Raw genomic sequence first — 17,034 nt, forward strand, 5'->3', positions numbered from 1 at the left:
TTCTCAATACAACACTATCATTCCAAAAACAAAATAATTTTCAACTCCAGCACAAACTCCCAATCTCGCCAAACGCGTGTTATGGCTAGGTCGCTACGCATCTAGAAGAATCTTTATATCTTAAACAGCCAAATCGTTTTCGCAAAAAAATCGCAATGATCAGCGGAAGTTCTGCCGTAAGTTTCTCAGAGAAAGTGGAAAAGCAAAAACGTCTTGTGGGCGCAAACTTTTCGGTTATCATCTTTCGACAATCAGCATTTCAAAACATTGGTTGGAAGTTCGGAAAACGACAAAGTTTGCGCTCATTTTTCCACAGGAAGTTTCATTTCTAAACATCTTTTGGAACCTAGAATCCACTTTCTAGAAACTTAGGAAACGGGAATTTTCGATTGCGATTTTTTGCGTGTGAAAAGTAGGAAAGTAGGGGCGACTTGGCCATAACGGTTGCGGCTAGGCATAGTGCCTGCTCTGGCCTGTGGCCGGCATTATGCCTAGCCGTTGTTGAACTAAACCTTCGGTAGTGTATTGCGGAAAATTTGAGTCCTTTGTAAAACTAATTAAAATTTATTTACAATGATAAAAAAAAGAAGATGAGTTAGTTGGATCACCAACAATCATCAATCGAGCAGTTGCAGAAGTACCTGGATTTGGGGAATTACTTCACCGATTCAAACGGTCTATGTCAATTTTAGGCAGGAGCGAAAGCACGTATCGAAATTATGCCCAGCACGTTGCCGCTATGGCATTGCATTTCGGAAAAATCCCCACCGAACTTGATGTAGAGCAAGTACAAGAATACTTATACATCCTGCAAAAGCGTTCCAAAACGCCTTCCTTAACCTATTTTAAGCATACCGTTTACGGACTTCGATTTATGCTAAAATCGGAAGGTTTACCTTATGAGTTTTTGCATTTACCATCGATTAAACACGACAAAAAACTTCCCACCGTTCTGAGCAAAGAGGAAGTGTGGCGGTTGCTTAAAAGCTGTCATCTGCTCAAACACAAAGTTCTTATTGGACTGCTGTATGGCTGTGGACTGCGCTGTATGGAAGTTCGAAGTCTGCGCTTGCAGGATCTTGATTTTGATCGAATGCAACTCAAAGTCGTTCAAGGCAAAGGCAAAAAAGATCGATATGTTCCCTTATCCATCCATTTAATTCGAGGTTTAAAATCCTATATCCAAGCTGAAAAACCAAAGATATATTTGTTCAACGGACAACCTGCAGGTCGTGCCGGTGGTGATTTTGACTCCCGCTATTCGCAGCGCGGTGTGCAATGGGCGGTCAAGCAAGCTTGTAAAGTTGCTGGAATTACCAAAGATGTTTGTGTCCACACACTGCGCCACACTTTTGCTACACATTTGCTAGAAGATGGACTCGATATTATCAGTTTAAAGAATCTTTTGGGGCACGAGAATATTGAGACGACGATGGAATATTTGCACATTGCGCAGCTCGATACTCAGAAAGCCTTTAGTCCTCTCGATACTTTATTTGCTAAATGCAGTTCCAATGGAAGTGCAGATTGATCGCAGTCGAAGTGAAGTTGCCGATGTGCTCGAAAAGTTAGGTGCTGGTATAGAAAATTTAGGATTAAATACCTGGCAGTTGCGAACGCTCTCAGCGGTGAGAAGGTGCAGAACCGCCGCTTTGGGCGGACATATCGATGCGTGTGAAGATTGTGGAACAGTCAAAATAAGTTACAACTCCTGTCGCAACCGACATTGTCCGAAGTGTCAAGGCAAAAATCGAGACGATTGGATACAAGCTCGGATGAGTGAACTTTTGCCAGTACCGTATTTTCACGTGGTGTTTACATTACCAGACAGTATTAATTCTTTGGCAATGCAGCACCCGAAATTGGTTTACGATATTCTTTTTGAATCGGCTTGGGCGACTTTAAAAACCTTTGGCAAAAAAAATACGTTGCAGACCGGTATGATTGCAGTTTTGCACACCTGGGGACAGAATTTATCCTTGCATCCGCACCTGCATTGTATTGTTCCGGGCGGTGGCGTGGATAAAAATGGTGCTTGGGTTAACATCCGAAATGACGGTAAATTTCTTTTTCCTGTAAAGGCATTATCGAAAGTGTACCGAGCCAAATTTTGCGACGCATTAAAGGCTCGAAATCCTGATGGCTATACCAAAGTGAAAAAGGATCTATGGGCAAAACCCTGGGTAGTATTTGCCAAGAAACCTTTTGGTAGCGCGCATTCTGTGGTAGAATATCTTGGGAGATATACTCACAAAATAGCCATTAGCAACAACCGAATCCAAGGAATTGATGACAAGAATGTGACTTTTAAGTACAAGGATTATCGGCAAAATGGAACTAAGAAACAGATGGTATTGTCTCACGGTGAATTTATCCGACGTTTTGCAATGCATATTCTACCAAAACGATTTGTAAAGATCAGACATTATGGTTTTTTGAGTAGCAATTGGAAACGCCAAAAGCTTCAGGATCTGCAGAAGAAAATGAACTTTACACCAATTGCTAGAGAAACCAAAGCAGTAGCAATCAGAAAATGCCAATGTTGTAAAGTGGGAAACTTGCATACCATTCTGATTTTTGACAAGAGAGGTCCGCCTGCTTGGTATCTTGGCAGTGGCCAAAAAACGGCAGCCCAACAAAGTTAATTTGGTACGGGTAAGGGCAGGTATGCACCAAAGTGAAGAGAAACACTCCAAAACTCTCGATTATTTTACTCCATAAAAAAAGAGGACTACTAATCCTCTCGATATCCTCATAACTCTTTTACGATAACTCCATAGGGATGGAATCTCAACCGGTTCCGTTCAACAAAGGCTTCATTGTTGGCTTTTCAAGCCCAACGAAGCCTTAGCTGTTATGTGCTGTTATTCTTCTCTGCTAAGATAATAAAAACAGGAACAGTGGAGCCAGGAGAAAGCTTGATAAACGATTTAATAATATAGTTTACTATCTAGTCGGGGGATAGAAACTGTTTTTTTTAATCATAGCCTAAATATTTAAAGTGCTCGCATTAAAACAGTTGTAAGAAAAAAGGTCTTGATTGCATCATTTTTTTCTTATAACTTAGCCAAGCCTTTAAGCGTTCTTCGCTTTGAAAATGAATTTTCAGCAAATCCCATTTGAAAGGCTTGACGAAAAATTACAAGCTTGTAATTTTCTGTTTTAATACTCCCAATTAACTCCAAATATTTAGGCTGTTTATCAGGTTTCGATGGTTCAATTGCACATAACGGTCTCATGCTTTGCCAGGTTTGGGACTGAATTAAGATTAATTATGCGATTAAACACGAATTTTCCAAGCACAAGACCCACTTTAAATTTAAGCCTAGAACCCAAATCTCGCAAAACATCGTGTTAGGCGAAGATTTATTCTTCAGCAAAACCGTAATTTTCTGTAGTTTTTAATATCCATTTAATTTTAGAATATTTTTTCCGAAGAGTTTTTTCTAAACATTCGTTTTTATCTTTACGATAATTGGTTAAGTCAACAAAAATTGTTTTTGAATATGGAAGTTTGCCAATTTCATTTTCGATATTATCACAATGACTGTCTAAAAATTTCACATATAAAGGTTTTGTCGATTATACTATATAAATTTCATCATTAAAATATCTTTGAGAATTTTCTATTGCATCTTCAAGTTTGGTTTCATCTTTAAATAATTTCGCAATTATTTCATAAGTTTTAATAATTAGTTTTCCTTCTTCTGACTTTTCATTTGAAGAATAAAATACCTTTTTTGACTTTATCTTCTGTGAATTTTCAGTTTCTAAATATATGTTTATTCCATCTTCTGGAGGGAATTCAGAAGTTCTTAGTTTAGATAATCGCACCAAAATACTTTCAAGTTCTTGGAATTTAGAATATTCAGGTTTAACTTCAAATTTGATTTCTTTGGGTAAAAATTTTCTAATACTTTCTAAATCAGTTGAGTCAATAAATTTCCAAGTATTTTTTGAAATTGAATCTGCTAATGAATATTCGTATGGAATTGAAGCAATAATTTTTTTTGATTTATTGTCCAACTCTATTTTAAAACTATTGTAAAAAGAAGGAGAAGAAATAAATATAATCTTTTCTGTTTCAAATTTTTTTTTATCCGCACAACTAATAATTATAAATAACAATAAAATAATAAATGCTAATTTTTTCATTAATTTTCTGATTTTATGCGGTTTCCAAAATTTTCGCCTAACGTCTCGCGGCTTGCAGAAGTGGCGAACTTCGTGACCGATTATTTTCGGCTAAGATAAAATTTCTTGCGAAAGATGAACGTGAATTTGCTACATATCTCGCCATTTATGCAAACCGCTGTTATAGGGCGTTTTTCTATTCGACAATGTCTTCAAACGTTAATTCTTTTTTAGCCTTAATTATTGAAATTCCTCTAAAAGTTGGCGCGTGTCCTTCTTGTCCACTCGGTTGGAAATATTCTCTCACAAAGGCATTTTCTGTCTCATAGTTTTGTGTCACTTTACTTCCAAAATATCTTTTTTCAGATAAATATAGCGTTTGATCAATTGAAGAGTCATCGGCTTTAAAATTCTCAGAACTTTTAATTTTTACAATTGCGTTTTGTCTGTCACGCTTCGATATTTTCAAGGTGAAAGTGTGATAGTAATCTCCAATTGCAGAATTTGATTCGTTTTCTTTCAATTCAAATTCGTCTTGCAGTAAAATTTGTTGATCTTCTACAAGTTCTTTTGCGTTTTCCTTTGTAAAAAGTTGGTCTCCAAAAACATTCCATAAAATAGCTGTCAACGCAAAAAGTCCAAAGATTATAGTCAAAAACTTTCCTGTTTTCGGATAGCCAAGCTTTTTTGGCACGAAGTACGCCAACCAACCAATTCCAATCGGAAGTCCAACGAATACAATTATTAATAGTCCTATCAGTAAAAATTCGTCCAATTGCTTATTTCTGTTTGTTCGGTTATCGTTTTTGAAAATGCCCTATAACGGTCTCGTGCTTTGCGAGGTTTGGGACTAAATTAAAACTAATTATTCGGATAAATACAAGTTCCCCAATTACAAAACCAACTTTAAAATTAAGCCTAAAACCCAAATCTCGCAAAACATCGTGTTAGGCGTTGCTTTTTGTTAAAATATCTAATCTATTTATTTTCCAGTAAATATATTCACCGATTACTCTTTCATCATTTGTTGATAAATCTATTTCCATTTTAATATCACCAAAATCAACAATAGTTGGATTTATTGAAATAATTTGACCGTAAGCTAAATACGAACAATTTTCATTATCCAAAAGCAAGCATTTTATTTTCTCTTTATTTTCTGAAAAAATTATGCTCCAATCTAATGAGTAATCTATTGACGAAAATTCTATTAAGTAATTTTTTTTCAACTCAAATTTTTCTCTCCAAAAAAAGGCTTCAATATATTTTCCATCTAGAGTTTTAAAAGTAATTTTCCCTTCAAAAGAATCATACAAATCTATTTTATCTACATTTAAATTATTCATACTTGTTTGAATTCATTCAGGTAAAGTTGCGCCTAACGTTCTCGCGCCTTGCGCCGTTTGCGACTTACGAAGACGATTATTTTCGGCTAAACGAAAATACGATAAAAAACGATAATTCCACTAAATTCGCAAATGGCGCAAGACGTGTGTTACCCAACGTTTATTTATTCAACAATCGTAAATCGCGTTTCTTGATTAAAATCGTCTACAATTTTTAAAATTCCTTTTTCTTTAGAATAGAATAAAATATCAGGAAAAGACCTCAAAAGGTAGGCATTCGAATATTCAATACCTTCAATATCAATAGTTGTAAAGAACTCATCATGATAATCAAAAGAATAATTGATGTTTCCAAAACAATTTCCGAGAAATGCTTTAAGTTCAAAACCTCCATCTCTATTCGCTTCGACCGCTACGATTCCATCATAACAATTCGTATCATCAGTAAAAGTATATTCACCACGTTCAATGTAAACATCTGCACGTGGTCCTAAATAAACAAACGATGATTCATTTGGTCCATCTTCATAATGTCTAATTTCTTTGGATGTTATTTTAAAAGTTATAATTTCGTTAGTTTCCAAATTTTTTAGTTTGAATGTATCATTAATTTCAAATAGTAAAAAATCTTTAGCATCGTCACTTAAATCATAATAAAGATCATCTGGTTTACACGATTGTAGGGTTATTAAAACTAGAAAAAAAAATCCTAAATATTTAAATTTTACTTTCATTTCGATGGTTTTTAAATGTTGGGTAACGTCTCGTGGCTTGCAGAAGTGGCGAACTTCGGAACCGAGATTTTTCCGCTAAGATAAAATTTCTTGCGAAAGATAAACGTCAATTTACCACATATTTCGCCATTTTTGCAAACCGCTGTTATGCGTTCGGTTTTTTATTCAAATTTTATGTATTCGTATTCTTTTGGCAGATCGTTAAAATCAATGTTTTCTAATAAATAGTCTTCTCCAACTTTGTAAAAATCCTCATCATTATCTTTTACAAAAGCGTCAATAAAATCATTTTCTATATCTATTAGTAATCCAACGTCTACCACGTTAGTGCTTTCTGTTTGTATTTCTTTTTCCAACTCCTCTTTTGGATGAGTTAGAAATCCTCCAATACAGTTATAGTTTTTATTTTCAACATATTGTCTATTTCTATAATCGTGAAAATAAATTAGTGTTCGTACAATATAAATATTTGATATTCTTCTATTTTCAGATAAAACAATGCAACCATTTACGTTTGAATACTTTCCGCTTACTTTTTCAAAATTGACGGACATAATGAATCCATAATCATTGAATGAAACAGGATTTTTTTCACAACAATAAATTTCTGCCTCAATATAAAAATCTTCATATTCAAAAATATATTGAATTGGTGACCACCAAATTTTTTTCGGTGTTTCAGATTTTAAGTAACTGATTAAAACAAAATCATCAGTATCAAATAAATATGTTTTCATTCGGATTCTGTTTTTCTACGTTTTACCAAACTGACGCATAACGTTTCGCGGCTTGCAGAAGTGGCGAACTTCGTAACCGTGGTTTTTCGGCTGAGATAAAATTTCTTGCGAAAGATAAACTTGAATTTACCACATTTTTCGCCATTTATGCAAACCGCTGTTAGCCGTTCGGTTTTATTTTTCTAATGACTTTTCAAATGTATAATTCAATAGTATTCCATCTTCTGCATTTGTATAATTTATTGAAACACTAAATAAATGATTACCTATGAACGCATTATATAATTCTTGGGTTATTAAGAGTTTGTCATTTTTGGGATTATATAATTTAATTTGAATTTTATAAAAAATATATTTTCCTAGTTTAATATCTGATACCGAAGACACTTCAAATTTAAGTTCCTTAATTTTCGAATATGTGTCTGATAATAATTTCTCAGAAAACTTTTTATGTTCTTTGAGTGTTACTTTTTGTGTTCCGACTAATGATTCATAACTGGATTTAAAATAATTATACTTGTTTTTTTCAAATCCAATTAATTGTGTTGGATGTGGATTTATCTTAATTCCTGGATTCGCATTTTTAGTTGCTTCATAACCTTTATTTTCTAACTCCTCTGTTCTTTTTATATCAGTTATGTTGTAGTTTGCAGGAATTGTGATTTTCCAGTCAAACAAATTGCAAGTGTAAATTCCGTTTTCAATTTTTCCGTTTTCAGGAACTTCAATTATTAATTCATCTGCTTTTATAACTTCTCTTTTCTCTTGAGAATAAAGTGAATTGCTTAATATTAAAAGTACGATAAATAAGAATTTTAACTTCATAATTTTGTGTTTTTTTCCGCGTTTCCCCAAACTGACGGCTAACGTTTCGCGGCTTGCAGAAGTGGCGAACTTCGTGACCGAGATTTTTCGACTAAGATAAAATTTCTTGCTAAAGATAAACGTGAATTTACCACATATCTCGCCATTTATGCAAACCGCTGTTAACTGCCGTTTATTTGTTTTCAATCATTACATATAATATTGGAATAAAAATCACAATACAAATTAATAGAGGTTTTATTATAGATTTTTTTCTATAACTAATTTCTTTTCCAATATAGTTTTCCCAAAATAAATAATGGAGGATTAATGCTCCAATTCCAGAAAACAGGAATGTTTGTCTTTTGATAACAAAATTAATTTCTTCAAGATAATTTATTGCATAAAATTGAAAAATTGTATAAATAATACCAAATGAAAAAACAATAATTGATATTTTAGGTTTATTCAATTTTTTTAAATTAAATGCGAGTAAAATGCTCCCAATAATTACTCCAAACGCAATACAAAATCCCCAAATTGATAACTGCGAAAACAATTCGATTGCGCTTTTATCTTCAACTGAATTTTTATCCCAAGTTTCTTCTCTAATTGATTCTTGATTATCTTTTAAATTCTTGTTTTCAATAAGTTCTGTAATACGATTGGTTTCTTCTTCGGAAAAAATTTCGCCTCTTTGTTTTAAAATATCAAATGAATATTGAATGGCTTTTGCTACAAATCTACTTCCTGGCTGAATGTAAATATATAATTCATTATTTTTTTTCGCTTCTAAAACACTCTTTTTTACGGACATTCTGTTTTTTTACGGTTTTTTTTAAATGGCAGTTAACGTTTTGCGGCTTTGCGAGGTTGCGAACTTCGTAACCGAGATTTTTCTGCTAAGATAAAATTTCTTGCGAAAGATAAACGTGAATTCACCACATATTTCGCAATCTCGCAAAACCGCTGTTGAACTAAACCTTCGGTAGTGTATTGCGGAAAATTTGAGTCCTTTGTAAAACTAATTAAAATTTATTTACAATGATAAAAAAAAGAAGATGAGTTAGTTGGATCACCAACAATCATCAATCGAGCAGTTGCAGAAGTACCTGGATTTGGGGAATTACTTCACCGATTCAAACGGTCTATGTCAATTTTAGGCAGGAGCGAAAGCACGTATCGAAATTATGCCCAGCACGTTGCCGCTATGGCATTGCATTTCGGAAAAATCCCCACCGAACTTGATGTAGAGCAAGTACAAGAATACTTATACATCCTGCAAAAGCGTTCCAAAACGCCTTCCTTAACCTATTTTAAGCATACCGTTTACGGACTTCGATTTATGCTAAAATCGGAAGGTTTACCTTATGAGTTTTTGCATTTACCATCGATTAAACACGACAAAAAACTTCCCACCGTTCTGAGCAAAGAGGAAGTGTGGCGGTTGCTTAAAAGCTGTCATCTGCTCAAACACAAAGTTCTTATTGGACTGCTGTATGGCTGTGGACTGCGCTGTATGGAAGTTCGAAGTCTGCGCTTGCAGGATCTTGATTTTGATCGAATGCAACTCAAAGTCGTTCAAGGCAAAGGCAAAAAAGATCGATATGTTCCCTTATCCATCCATTTAATTCGAGGTTTAAAATCCTATATCCAAGCTGAAAAACCAAAGATATATTTGTTCAACGGACAACCTGCAGGTCGTGCCGGTGGTGATTTTGACTCCCGCTATTCGCAGCGCGGTGTGCAATGGGCGGTCAAGCAAGCTTGTAAAGTTGCTGGAATTACCAAAGATGTTTGTGTCCACACACTGCGCCACACTTTTGCTACACATTTGCTAGAAGATGGACTCGATATTATCAGTTTAAAGAATCTTTTGGGGCACGAGAATATTGAGACGACGATGGAATATTTGCACATTGCGCAGCTCGATACTCAGAAAGCCTTTAGTCCTCTCGATACTTTATTTGCTAAATGCAGTTCCAATGGAAGTGCAGATTGATCGCAGTCGAAGTGAAGTTGCCGATGTGCTCGAAAAGTTAGGTGCTGGTATAGAAAATTTAGGATTAAATACCTGGCAGTTGCGAACGCTCTCAGCGGTGAGAAGGTGCAGAACCGCCGCTTTGGGCGGACATATCGATGCGTGTGAAGATTGTGGAACAGTCAAAATAAGTTACAACTCCTGTCGCAACCGACATTGTCCGAAGTGTCAAGGCAAAAATCGAGACGATTGGATACAAGCTCGGATGAGTGAACTTTTGCCAGTACCGTATTTTCACGTGGTGTTTACATTACCAGACAGTATTAATTCTTTGGCAATGCAGCACCCGAAATTGGTTTACGATATTCTTTTTGAATCGGCTTGGGCGACTTTAAAAACCTTTGGCAAAAAAAATACGTTGCAGACCGGTATGATTGCAGTTTTGCACACCTGGGGACAGAATTTATCCTTGCATCCGCACCTGCATTGTATTGTTCCGGGCGGTGGCGTGGATAAAAATGGTGCTTGGGTTAACATCCGAAATGACGGTAAATTTCTTTTTCCTGTAAAGGCATTATCGAAAGTGTACCGAGCCAAATTTTGCGACGCATTAAAGGCTCGAAATCCTGATGGCTATACCAAAGTGAAAAAGGATCTATGGGCAAAACCCTGGGTAGTATTTGCCAAGAAACCTTTTGGTAGCGCGCATTCTGTGGTAGAATATCTTGGGAGATATACTCACAAAATAGCCATTAGCAACAACCGAATCCAAGGAATTGATGACAAGAATGTGACTTTTAAGTACAAGGATTATCGGCAAAATGGAACTAAGAAACAGATGGTATTGTCTCACGGTGAATTTATCCGACGTTTTGCAATGCATATTCTACCAAAACGATTTGTAAAGATCAGACATTATGGTTTTTTGAGTAGCAATTGGAAACGCCAAAAGCTTCAGGATCTGCAGAAGAAAATGAACTTTACACCAATTGCTAGAGAAACCAAAGCAGTAGCAATCAGAAAATGCCAATGTTGTAAAGTGGGAAACTTGCATACCATTCTGATTTTTGACAAGAGAGGTCCGCCTGCTTGGTATCTTGGCAGTGGCCAAAAAACGGCAGCCCAACAAAGTTAATTTGGTACGGGTAAGGGCAGGTATGCACCAAAGTGAAGAGAAACACTCCAAAACTCTCGATTATTTTACTCCATAAAAAAAGAGGACTACTAATCCTCTCGATATCCTCATAACTCTTTTACGATAACTCCATAGGGATGGAATCTCAACCGGTTCCGTTCAACAAAGGCTTCATTGTTGGCTTTTCAAGCCCAACGAAGCCTTAGCTGTTAACTGCTGGCTTTTATTCTTTCGATTATTTCATTCTCAATTTTGCTTATTCGATCTTTTGGATAAAATAGATGTATACTTGGATGAATTTTAATATTTTCAATTTGTATTTTTATCAATTCTAGTAATTTTTTTTCTTTAGGTTTTCCTTTAAAAATAAATTCAAAATCATCAAGTAAATCAAAAGCAACATTAGTTTCAATCGTTGCGAATATGTATGCAAATAAATAACTCCTTTGATTTAAATTTATTTCAATACTTTCTCGATAATACCAACTTTCATCATCGCATAATGCATCAGCTAATATTTCTATTTCGTTTGAATTCCATTCTGCAATTTCATTTTTCAGTAATTCCCAAGAATTATCAGTGAATTTCAAAAGCATGGATAAAATTTCAATATTTCCATGCCCAGAAGACCAAAAGTCAGAATCATATTCTTTATACTTTTGAATGTAATTATATAGTTCAGATTTTCTTTTAAACATAAGGTTTCAGTTTCGTCCTGGGAAGCTTGCAGTTAACGGTTTCGCGCTTGGCGAGGTTGGGAACTAAATTAAACTAAATTCTCAATACAACACTATCATTCCAAAAACAAAATAATTTTCAACTCCAGCTCCAACTCCCAATCTCTCCAATCGCGTGTTATGGATTGGTCGCTACGCATCTAGAAGCAACTTTATCTCTTAAACAACCAAATTGTATTCGCAAAAAATCGCAATGATCCGCGGAAGTTCTGCCGTAAGTTTCTCAGATAAAGTGGAAAAGCTAAAACGTCTTTTGGGTGCAAACTTTTCGGTAATCATCCTTCGGCAACCAGCATTTCAAAACACAGGTTGGAAGTTCGGAAAACGACAAAGTTTGCGCTCAGTTTTCCACAGGAAGTTTCAATTCTAAACATCTTTTGGAACCTAGAATCCACTTTCTAGAAACTTGGGCAACGGGAATTTTCTATTGCGATTTTTTGCGTGTGAGTAGCAGGAAAGTAGGGGCGACTTGGCCATAACGTTTCGCGGCTTGCAGAAGTGGCGAACTTCGTGACCGAGATTTTTCTGCTAAGATAAAATTTCTTGCGAAAGATAAACGTGAATTTACCGCATATTTCGCCATTTATGCAAACCGCTGTTAGCAGTAGGCAAAATTTCCAAGGTTATTTTGGCTTAAAATAAGTTAATCCACAAATATTTCCTGCAATACAACCTCTTGTCATCATTACTCCGTTATTGAACATCAAGTGAGCAAACATAATTTGCTCTTTTCTGCTTCCATTAAATGTTTTAGTAGTCAATTTTCCATTTTTGACTTGCTGAATTATCTCAATAACATTTATACTTTTTGCAAAAGTATCAAGTTCCGTTTCCGTATAAAGGTCAAAATTAATATTTACTAATGCACTTTCTTTAGAAAATTCAAAATATCTGTCTTTGTAGTTTTTACATTTAATTGATGAGTTACCATTTTCACGTGCCATTGCTCCTCCAATAAATGGAGCTTCAGTACAAATTTCTTTCGTTTCGCCTAAATTCTTATTCTTTACTGAAATTACAATATAATTTGGTGCGGTACTTAAATTATCAAGAGCAGAACAAAACATTTTGAATTTTGTCTGTTCATCCACTTGAGCTTCTGCTGATAAAACGCAAAATCCAAATGTTAGTAAAAATATTATTGTTTTCGTCATGTTTTCTGATTGCTTACTGCTAACGTTTTGCGTATTGGCGATGGTGCGGCTAAAAATACAAACTTTTTCTATTATAAATTAATCTTCGGAAAATCTGAAATCTTTAAACTTACGATTCCTCCGCACTATTGCCAATACGATGTTATCTGTAGTCGCGATTATTAGTCAAGTCCAAACTCAATAAGTTTGATTTCACAATTTTCTTCATCAAAATTTAAATAACAATAAAAGAATGTATAAATCGGAAAATCTTTTACAAATTGTGGAATTTTATTTTTAGGCGGATTTAGAATGTAGAAGTCAGATTTCGAATTTATACTTTTAAGTATTTTCAAGCAATTATTTAGGAAGTCAAAATTTGTCTCTTGCAAAACTTTATTTTTTATATTACTTTTGAAAGATTCAAAGGTAATACCTTTAAAATCAGAATGCTCTAATTTTTTAGTTTCGTAAAATCCAAAAAATTTTTCGTTGAAATATTCAGATATTTTTCCATTTTCGTCTGTTAGTATTACATTTTGTCCATAAGGTTCATTTTCGTAATTCCACACAAAATATTTAGTTTTCAAAAATTCAGAAATGATATTTGATTGGTCTGATATTGAAATTTTAGTATTTACTGAAACTGTTGTTATCTTAAAATATCCTAAACTTAAATCACTGATGGTTTGAATATTTCTTTCTTTAAATTCCATTTGATAACGTGCTTTTTATGCGATTACAGATAACGTCCCCGCGCTTGGCGAGGTTGGGAACTAAATTAAACTAAATTCTCAATACAACACTATCATTCGAAAGACAAAATAATTTTCAACTCCAGCTCAAACTCCCAATCTCTCCAATCGCGTGTTATGGCTAGGTCGCTACGCATTTAGAAGAATTTTTATATCTTAAACAACCAAATTGTCTTCGCAAAAAAATCGCAATGATCCGCGGAAGTTCTGCCGTAAGTTTCTAAGAGAAAGTGGAAAAGGGAAAACGTCTTGTGGGCGCAAACTTTTCGGTAATCATCTTTCGGAACTCAGCATTTCAAAACATTGGTTGGAAGTTCGGAAAACGGCAAAGTTTGCGCTCAGTTTTCAACTGGAAGTTTCAATTCTAAACATCTTTTGGAACCTAGAATCCACTTTCTAGAAACTTACGAAACGGGAATTTCTTATTGCGATTTTTTGCGTGTGAGAAGCAGGAAAGTAGGGGCGACTTGGCCATAACGTTTCGCGGCTTGCAGAAGTGGCGAACTTCGTGACCGATTATTTTCGGCTAAGATAAAATTTCTTGCGAAAGTTAAACGTGAATTTACCACATATTTCGCCATTTTTGCAAACCGCTGTTAGCAATAGTTGCTTTTATTTACATTCAATTTCTTCGACTTTTTTAAAGTATTGTTTTCCGTTTTTACCTTGGAAATTTTTCATACTCTGATTAGTCAATTTATTGATTTTTCTGTATGACGGGATTTTCAAAGTATCATTTTCTGGTTTTTTGGCTAATTCTACTAATTTGTAATATTCTGATTTTGGAAAAGGCATATTTTCAAGTTTATTTCTTTTTATTACAAATTTAAATTCGCCTTTAAACTTGTTCTTTTCATTTTTTATAGAATCAAAAAATATAATTAAAGTATCTTTTTCAGTTTTCCAATTTCCGAATGAATTGTTGTTTTGCATGTCGCCTTGAAAATTCAAAATTGCATTTCCATCACATTCCAAAGTCAAAGTTTTACTAAACATTCCGTAAGTATTGAAGTTAGTTCTGTATTTTCCATTGATGATTTTTTCGGAACAAGAGATTAATGTTAGAAATAAGAATAAAAGCGTAATTATTAAAAAAATGTTTCTCTTCATTTTCGGTTTTTTTTGCAATTATTGCTAACGTTTTGCGGCTTTGCGATGTTGCGAACTTCGTAACCGAGATTTTTCTGCTAAGATAAATTTTCTTGCGAAAGATAAACTTGAATTTAGCACATATTTCGCAATCTCGCAAAACCGCTGTTGAACTAAACCTTCGGTAGTGTATTGCGGAAAATTTGAGTCCTTTGTAAAACTAATTAAAATTTATTTACAATGATAAAAAAAAGAAGATGAGTTAGTTGGATCACCAACAATCATCAATCGAGCAGTTGCAGAAGTACCTGGATTTGGGGAATTACTTCACCGATTCAAACGGTCTATGTCAATTTTAGGCAGGAGCGAAAGCACGTATCGAAATTATGCCCAGCACGTTGCCGCTATGGCATTGCATTTCGGAAAAATCCCCACCGAACTTGATGTAGAGCAAGTACAAGAATACTTATACATCCTGCAAAAGCGTTCCAAAACGCCTTCCTTAACCTATTTTAAGCATACCGTTTACGGACTTCGATTTATGCTAAAATCGGAAGGTTTACCTTATGAGTTTTTGCATTTACCATCGATTAAACACGACAAAAAACTTCCCACCGTTCTGAGCAAAGAGGAAGTGTGGCGGTTGCTTAAAAGCTGTCATCTGCTCAAACACAAAGTTCTTATTGGACTGCTGTATGGCTGTGGACTGCGCTGTATGGAAGTTCGAAGTCTGCGCTTGCAGGATCTTGATTTTGATCGAATGCAACTCAAAGTCGTTCAAGGCAAAGGCAAAAAAGATCGATATGTTCCCTTATCCATCCATTTAATTCGAGGTTTAAAATCCTATATCCAAGCTGAAAAACCAAAGATATATTTGTTCAACGGACAACCTGCAGGTCGTGCCGGTGGTGATTTTGACTCCCGCTATTCGCAGCGCGGTGTGCAATGGGCGGTCAAGCAAGCTTGTAAAGTTGCTGGAATTACCAAAGATGTTTGTGTCCACACACTGCGCCACACTTTTGCTACACATTTGCTAGAAGATGGACTCGATATTATCAGTTTAAAGAATCTTTTGGGGCACGAGAATATTGAGACGACGATGGAATATTTGCACATTGCGCAGCTCGATACTCAGAAAGCCTTTAGTCCTCTCGATACTTTATTTGCTAAATGCAGTTCCAATGGAAGTGCAGATTGATCGCAGTCGAAGTGAAGTTGCCGATGTGCTCGAAAAGTTAGGTGCTGGTATAGAAAATTTAGGATTAAATACCTGGCAGTTGCGAACGCTCTCAGCGGTGAGAAGGTGCAGAACCGCCGCTTTGGGCGGACATATCGATGCGTGTGAAGATTGTGGAACAGTCAAAATAAGTTACAACTCCTGTCGCAACCGACATTGTCCGAAGTGTCAAGGCAAAAATCGAGACGATTGGATACAAGCTCGGATGAGTGAACTTTTGCCAGTACCGTATTTTCACGTGGTGTTTACATTACCAGACAGTATTAATTCTTTGGCAATGCAGCACCCGAAATTGGTTTACGATATTCTTTTTGAATCGGCTTGGGCGACTTTAAAAACCTTTGGCAAAAAAAATACGTTGCAGACCGGTATGATTGCAGTTTTGCACACCTGGGGACAGAATTTATCCTTGCATCCGCACCTGCATTGTATTGTTCCGGGCGGTGGCGTGGATAAAAATGGTGCTTGGGTTAACATCCGAAATGACGGTAAATTTCTTTTTCCTGTAAAGGCATTATCGAAAGTGTACCGAGCCAAATTTTGCGACGCATTAAAGGCTCGAAATCCTGATGGCTATACCAAAGTGAAAAAGGATCTATGGGCAAAACCCTGGGTAGTATTTGCCAAGAAACCTTTTGGTAGCGCGCATTCTGTGGTAGAATATCTTGGGAGATATACTCACAAAATAGCCATTAGCAACAACCGAATCCAAGGAATTGATGACAAGAATGTGACTTTTAAGTACAAGGATTATCGGCAAAATGGAACTAAGAAACAGATGGTATTGTCTCACGGTGAATTTATCCGACGTTTTGCAATGCATATTCTACCAAAACGATTTGTAAAGATCAGACATTATGGTTTTTTGAGTAGCAATTGGAAACGCCAAAAGCTTCAGGATCTGCAGAAGAAAATGAACTTTACACCAATTGCTAGAGAAACCAAAGCAGTAGCAATCAGAAAATGCCAATGTTGTAAAGTGGGAAACTTGCATACCATTCTGATTTTTGACAAGAGAGGTCCGCCTGCTTGGTATCTTGGCAGTGGCCAAAAAACGGCAGCCCAACAAAGTTAATTTGGTACGGGTAAGGGCAGGTATGCACCAAAGTGAAGAGAAACACTCCAAAACTCTCGATTATTTTACTCCATAAAAAAAGAGGACTACTAATCCTCTCGATATCCTCATAACTCTTTTACGATAACTCCATAGGG

Annotated in this window: 18 protein-coding genes; 6 read left to right on the forward strand and 12 right to left on the reverse strand. The window is 35.5% G+C overall.

The features are described 5' to 3' along the window. The first annotated feature begins 679 nt into the window (after positions 1 to 679). Together SBO79_RS09705 and SBO79_RS09710 are read left to right on the forward strand one after the other, a co-directional pair. Complete coding sequence (locus SBO79_RS09705; RefSeq protein ID WP_318640217.1) at positions 680 to 1,531, forward strand: tyrosine-type recombinase/integrase; 852 nt, start codon at positions 680 to 682, stop codon at positions 1,529 to 1,531. After that, on the forward strand, positions 1,515 to 2,645 hold the full coding sequence (locus SBO79_RS09710) for an IS91 family transposase (protein WP_318640218.1): 1,131 nt from the start codon (positions 1,515 to 1,517) through the stop codon (positions 2,643 to 2,645). The genes SBO79_RS09705 and SBO79_RS09710 overlap by 17 nt, the downstream gene beginning before the upstream one ends. Positions 2,646 to 3,366: 721 nt before the next feature. On the opposite strand, the gene SBO79_RS09715 is transcribed toward SBO79_RS09710, so the two are convergent. From SBO79_RS09715 to SBO79_RS09750, 8 genes are all read right to left on the reverse strand, one after another. Beyond that, positions 3,367 to 3,564, reverse strand: coding sequence for a hypothetical protein (locus SBO79_RS09715; RefSeq protein WP_318640220.1), 198 nt, complete (start codon positions 3,562 to 3,564; stop codon positions 3,367 to 3,369). Between the two features lie 18 nt (positions 3,565 to 3,582). After that, on the reverse strand, positions 3,583 to 4,155 hold the full coding sequence (locus tag SBO79_RS09720) for a hypothetical protein (RefSeq protein WP_318640221.1): 573 nt from the start codon (positions 4,153 to 4,155) through the stop codon (positions 3,583 to 3,585). A gap of 175 nt (positions 4,156 to 4,330) precedes the next feature. Next, complete coding sequence (locus SBO79_RS09725) at positions 4,331 to 4,909, reverse strand: hypothetical protein (RefSeq protein WP_318640222.1); 579 nt, start codon at positions 4,907 to 4,909, stop codon at positions 4,331 to 4,333. A gap of 172 nt (positions 4,910 to 5,081) precedes the next feature. After that, complete coding sequence (locus tag SBO79_RS09730; protein ID WP_318640223.1) at positions 5,082 to 5,480, reverse strand: hypothetical protein; 399 nt, start codon at positions 5,478 to 5,480, stop codon at positions 5,082 to 5,084. A gap of 164 nt (positions 5,481 to 5,644) precedes the next feature. Beyond that, the gene (locus SBO79_RS09735) at positions 5,645 to 6,214 is read right to left on the reverse strand and encodes a hypothetical protein (protein WP_318640224.1); all 570 of its coding nucleotides are present in this window, start codon (positions 6,212 to 6,214) and stop codon (positions 5,645 to 5,647) included. Between the two features lie 161 nt (positions 6,215 to 6,375). Continuing rightward, entirely contained in the window at positions 6,376 to 6,951 is a 576-nt protein-coding gene (locus SBO79_RS09740; RefSeq protein ID WP_318640225.1) for a hypothetical protein, read from the reverse strand. Between the two features lie 174 nt (positions 6,952 to 7,125). Beyond that, positions 7,126 to 7,776 carry a hypothetical protein gene (locus tag SBO79_RS09745; protein ID WP_318640226.1) on the reverse strand — a complete coding sequence of 217 codons (651 nt, stop codon included), beginning with the start codon at positions 7,774 to 7,776 and terminating at the stop codon, positions 7,126 to 7,128. Positions 7,777 to 7,948: 172 nt separating this feature from the next. Then, complete coding sequence (locus SBO79_RS09750) at positions 7,949 to 8,572, reverse strand: hypothetical protein (RefSeq protein WP_318640227.1); 624 nt, start codon at positions 8,570 to 8,572, stop codon at positions 7,949 to 7,951. 333 nt (positions 8,573 to 8,905) lie between these two features. Here SBO79_RS09750 and SBO79_RS09755 point away from each other — a divergent pair, with 333 nt between their 5' ends. Together SBO79_RS09755 and SBO79_RS09760 are read left to right on the forward strand one after the other, a co-directional pair. Further along, positions 8,906 to 9,757 carry a tyrosine-type recombinase/integrase gene (locus SBO79_RS09755; RefSeq protein ID WP_318640217.1) on the forward strand — a complete coding sequence of 284 codons (852 nt, stop codon included), beginning with the start codon at positions 8,906 to 8,908 and terminating at the stop codon, positions 9,755 to 9,757. Further along, entirely contained in the window at positions 9,741 to 10,871 is a 1,131-nt protein-coding gene (locus SBO79_RS09760; RefSeq protein ID WP_318640218.1) for an IS91 family transposase, read from the forward strand. The genes SBO79_RS09755 and SBO79_RS09760 overlap by 17 nt, the downstream gene beginning before the upstream one ends. Positions 10,872 to 11,080: 209 nt before the next feature. Here SBO79_RS09760 and SBO79_RS09765 read toward each other — a convergent pair whose 3' ends face one another. The 4 genes from SBO79_RS09765 to SBO79_RS09780 form a co-directional block, all read right to left on the reverse strand. Then, positions 11,081 to 11,569, reverse strand: coding sequence for a hypothetical protein (locus tag SBO79_RS09765; protein WP_318640228.1), 489 nt, complete (start codon positions 11,567 to 11,569; stop codon positions 11,081 to 11,083). 662 nt (positions 11,570 to 12,231) lie between these two features. Continuing rightward, positions 12,232 to 12,762: a hypothetical protein gene (locus SBO79_RS09770; RefSeq protein WP_318640229.1), complete on the reverse strand. Its 531-nt coding sequence runs from the start codon at positions 12,760 to 12,762 to the stop codon at positions 12,232 to 12,234. Positions 12,763 to 12,923: 161 nt separating this feature from the next. Continuing rightward, complete coding sequence (locus tag SBO79_RS09775; protein WP_318640230.1) at positions 12,924 to 13,457, reverse strand: hypothetical protein; 534 nt, start codon at positions 13,455 to 13,457, stop codon at positions 12,924 to 12,926. Between the two features lie 651 nt (positions 13,458 to 14,108). Beyond that, positions 14,109 to 14,606, reverse strand: a complete 498-nt coding sequence (locus SBO79_RS09780; protein ID WP_318640231.1) for a hypothetical protein — start codon at positions 14,604 to 14,606, stop codon at positions 14,109 to 14,111. A gap of 325 nt (positions 14,607 to 14,931) precedes the next feature. Between SBO79_RS09780 and SBO79_RS09785 the strand changes: the two genes are divergently transcribed. After that, entirely contained in the window at positions 14,932 to 15,783 is an 852-nt protein-coding gene (locus SBO79_RS09785; protein ID WP_318640217.1) for a tyrosine-type recombinase/integrase, read from the forward strand. Then, on the forward strand, positions 15,767 to 16,897 hold the full coding sequence (locus SBO79_RS09790; protein WP_318640218.1) for an IS91 family transposase: 1,131 nt from the start codon (positions 15,767 to 15,769) through the stop codon (positions 16,895 to 16,897). Before SBO79_RS09785 ends, SBO79_RS09790 begins: the two co-directional genes overlap by 17 nt. Positions 16,898 to 17,034: the final 137 nt, after the last annotated feature.

Origin of the sequence: Flavobacterium ardleyense, from assembly GCF_033547075.1 — a bacterium.
GTDB classification, from domain to species: Bacteria; Bacteroidota; Bacteroidia; order Flavobacteriales; family Flavobacteriaceae; genus Flavobacterium; species Flavobacterium ardleyense_A.

Bases quoted from the DNA above. Each gene is read 5' to 3' on its own strand.
- SBO79_RS09705 (WP_318640217.1), top strand. From the start codon at position 680: ATGTCAATTTTAGGCAGGAGCGAAAGCACGTATCGAAATTATGCCCAG.
- SBO79_RS09710 (WP_318640218.1), top strand. From the start codon at position 1,515: ATGGAAGTGCAGATTGATCGCAGTCGAAGTGAAGTTGCCGATGTGCTC.
- SBO79_RS09720 (WP_318640221.1), bottom strand. From the start codon at position 4,155: ATGAAAAAATTAGCATTTATTATTTTATTGTTATTTATAATTATTAGT.
- SBO79_RS09730 (WP_318640223.1), bottom strand. From the start codon at position 5,480: ATGAATAATTTAAATGTAGATAAAATAGATTTGTATGATTCTTTTGAA.
- SBO79_RS09735 (WP_318640224.1), bottom strand. From the start codon at position 6,214: ATGAAAGTAAAATTTAAATATTTAGGATTTTTTTTTCTAGTTTTAATA.
- SBO79_RS09740 (WP_318640225.1), bottom strand. From the start codon at position 6,951: ATGAAAACATATTTATTTGATACTGATGATTTTGTTTTAATCAGTTAC.
- SBO79_RS09745 (WP_318640226.1), bottom strand. From the start codon at position 7,776: ATGAAGTTAAAATTCTTATTTATCGTACTTTTAATATTAAGCAATTCA.
- SBO79_RS09750 (WP_318640227.1), bottom strand. From the start codon at position 8,572: ATGTCCGTAAAAAAGAGTGTTTTAGAAGCGAAAAAAAATAATGAATTA.
- SBO79_RS09755 (WP_318640217.1), top strand. From the start codon at position 8,906: ATGTCAATTTTAGGCAGGAGCGAAAGCACGTATCGAAATTATGCCCAG.
- SBO79_RS09760 (WP_318640218.1), top strand. From the start codon at position 9,741: ATGGAAGTGCAGATTGATCGCAGTCGAAGTGAAGTTGCCGATGTGCTC.
- SBO79_RS09765 (WP_318640228.1), bottom strand. From the start codon at position 11,569: ATGTTTAAAAGAAAATCTGAACTATATAATTACATTCAAAAGTATAAA.
- SBO79_RS09770 (WP_318640229.1), bottom strand. From the start codon at position 12,762: ATGACGAAAACAATAATATTTTTACTAACATTTGGATTTTGCGTTTTA.
- SBO79_RS09775 (WP_318640230.1), bottom strand. From the start codon at position 13,457: ATGGAATTTAAAGAAAGAAATATTCAAACCATCAGTGATTTAAGTTTA.
- SBO79_RS09780 (WP_318640231.1), bottom strand. From the start codon at position 14,606: ATGAAGAGAAACATTTTTTTAATAATTACGCTTTTATTCTTATTTCTA.
- SBO79_RS09785 (WP_318640217.1), top strand. From the start codon at position 14,932: ATGTCAATTTTAGGCAGGAGCGAAAGCACGTATCGAAATTATGCCCAG.
- SBO79_RS09790 (WP_318640218.1), top strand. From the start codon at position 15,767: ATGGAAGTGCAGATTGATCGCAGTCGAAGTGAAGTTGCCGATGTGCTC.